Here is a 1,521-nt window from a genome sequence, read left to right on the forward strand (position 1 = left end):
ATCCTGATCAGACTCGGACCTCTCCGAAGGTCCACGCTCCTACACCACGCGCGGGGGCACTATCGGGTCCGAAAGACATAGGTGATCAATCCATCGAGAAACCGGTCACCGTGTTTGCGCCAGAAAGACATGTCTTCAGCCTCCGGATCAGCCAATATTCACGATGAACTGACCGCTGCGCGCAGCCAGTTTGCCATTTTTCACAATGAAACACTCGATGCTGTGCTGGCCCCGATAGAGGGTGCTCTCAGAATGGGTCAGACCACCTCGGACCGCCGCGTCCGGGCTAATGTCCCCACGTAAGCAATCGGCATCCTCGGCTTCCCGCCCGGTGTTCACGACCTGCCAATAGACCTTGAAACGCCCGGTCACCGTCGTGTCCGCCTCGAAGCGCAGGCTACAATTTCTGGGAAGCGGCGCGCCGTTGCTCACGAAGCTCTGCGGCCTGAAACCCTGCTGCGTAAAGGTCGCGGCGCCAATATTCACGCGACCTTCCGCAGCCTGCGGCCATCGCGGCTTTCGCATATAGGCGGGCGTAAGGAGAAGATTGGCTGCACGGACCAGCCGCGCGGTAGTACCCGGTTTTTTGGCCGGTTTGCGATGCCCCAGTGCTCGTTCGACCAGACCCTGCCCCATGCGTTCGCTGAGGACAGCACCGACGCCGTCTGCGGTGAGCGCCTGATGTGCCGATGCGAAATCACCGCGGGCCTGCTGAAGCCACTCATGGAATGCATCCCGGCGCTCAGAGTGCTTTTCCCACTTGTCAGCAAAGTTCTCTTCGGGGTCGGCTGGATTTTCGACCCAGTCCACGCCATTGCGACGGGTGATATACCGGTCCATCCCGTGAAGGATCGAGAACAGCGCATCGGAGAGGCGTTCTTCCTGGTTATAGGCATGTGCGGCAAGGGTGGTGATCAGGATGGAGATCGGCTTGTCATCAGGCCGGTCGCTGAACATCAAATCGCGATGGCGTTTCAGGATCTGGATAGCGCCTTGCAGAGGGGTACGCACCCGCCAAGTCGGAACATCCTCAACGCTGGCCTGCATCCTGCGTGCCTCGGTTAGAGCACGACTTCTGAACGCCTGGCCCATCCGATCGCGAAACCAGAGCGCATAGCCTTTGGGGTTGCTGCGCGGCCATCGGCCGCCAGCCTGCCGGAAGCCGTCGTGCTCCTTGTCTGTAATCGCGAGCGCAGTCACCCCCAGTCGGGCAAGTGCGGGGCCTGCTTCACTCAGATAGCGCCGCTTCTCAAAATCGGGCACCGCAGGCAGGATATCCATGTGAAACTGTGCGCCGTCTGCGTAGACCAGGGTCCAGCAGCGGCGCCCGTCTTCGGGTTTGCTCATGCCATATCGCCGGGCATAGGCTTTGACTTCGACGCCAACGCGACGTTTCAGCTCTGCCTGGGTCAGTGCCGACTTCTCGTAATCAAGGCGGCAGACCATATCGATGTCATAGTCCTCTTCGTCTGACGCCGGCCGTATTGCAGTCCCCAGACGAAATGAACCCTGCACATACAC

The 1,521-nt window shown here is 60.1% G+C and carries 1 protein-coding gene; it reads right to left on the bottom strand.

The features are described from left to right. Window positions 1-147: 147 nt before the first annotated feature. Window positions 148-1,521 (bottom strand): nucleotidyltransferase (locus HC022_RS26310; protein ID WP_167454350.1); only part of this gene is annotated, 1,374 nt, incomplete at its 5' end.

This window comes from Salipiger sp. HF18 (assembly GCF_011806505.1).
Lineage (GTDB): Bacteria > Pseudomonadota > Alphaproteobacteria > Rhodobacterales > Rhodobacteraceae > Salipiger > Salipiger thiooxidans.